Below are 1,043 nucleotides of genomic sequence, written 5' to 3'. Positions count from 1 at the left end.
ACCTCAGGAGTAAACTCCCTTGTGCTGCCGCTCGACTTGCATGTGTTAGGCCTGCCGCCAGCGTTCAATCTGAGCCATGATCAAACTCTTCAATTAAAGTTTTGTTGCTTCTGTCTTGCGACTTCAGCGGCTCAATGAATTCTGATTTTTTGTCACCACTTAAAAGCAGAAACAAACTGTACATATTGCTATGAACACTCATCACTTTCGTGATACAGAAAATATTGATTTAAATTTTTGACTGCCAACCCGAAGGTTAAGCAGTTTCGATTAACTCAACACCTGTGAGTGTCCACACAGATTTCTTGTTTTATCTTGTTAAAGAGCGTTGACCACATACCGTTGCAGGCGGGTCGTGCTGATGCTTCATCAGCTCAGGGTCGTGCATTTTACGCATTTCCTGTTTCGCGTCAAGGAGTTTTTGCAAACTTTCTCAACACTCATCAATCAGTAAAATCATTGATGAACCGTCACATCAGGCTGCTTAACGCTGTCTGCCGTGTCAGTGGATGCGCATTATAGGCAGCAGGAGATTTTGCGCAACCCCTATTTTAAGGAAATTTGCAGTTAATTCTAATTATCTAATCTAGCCACACCATACCCACCACTTACCCCCAAAGTTATCCACAATTCAGTCAAGACTACGCCTTTGTTTCGCATTATGTATAGCCAAAAGCCATCAGATGATTTGTTAGTAGTTATAAAAATAGAAGACTTTCGTCTTTTAAAATGAAGATTAAACGAGGCTAAGCGTGAGATTGACCTACGGATCGGCTTAAATAGATTTGTTTTAATGGCGACAACGCGTGACCATTAGTAAGTAGCGAGTTTGTGATGTAAGAACTGAAGGCATGACTATGATAGGGTTCATTGGTGCATATATGCATATAGATGTAGAAATAAAACAAACCCACAAAAAAGCCAGCTTACGCTTAATGCCGATCAGTTAAGACAGATCGCTTGACGATCTCGCTGAAAAGATCAAAATCCGATGACCTCATGTCATCGGATTTTTTTATGCAACTCTCAGAAGCACTCGCCCG

The 1,043-nt window shown here is 41.3% G+C and carries 1 rRNA gene; it reads right to left on the bottom strand.

Annotated elements, in window-relative coordinates:
- Nucleotides 1-96: ribosomal RNA gene (locus KO533_RS22380) — 16S ribosomal RNA — on the bottom strand; the annotation flags it as partial.
- Nucleotides 97-1,043: the final 947 nt, after the last annotated feature.

This window comes from Shewanella sp. NKUCC05_KAH, assembly GCF_019345585.1.
GTDB lineage: Bacteria > Pseudomonadota > Gammaproteobacteria > Enterobacterales > Shewanellaceae > Shewanella > Shewanella oncorhynchi.
This window is presented reverse-complemented; position numbering and strand designations above follow the sequence as displayed.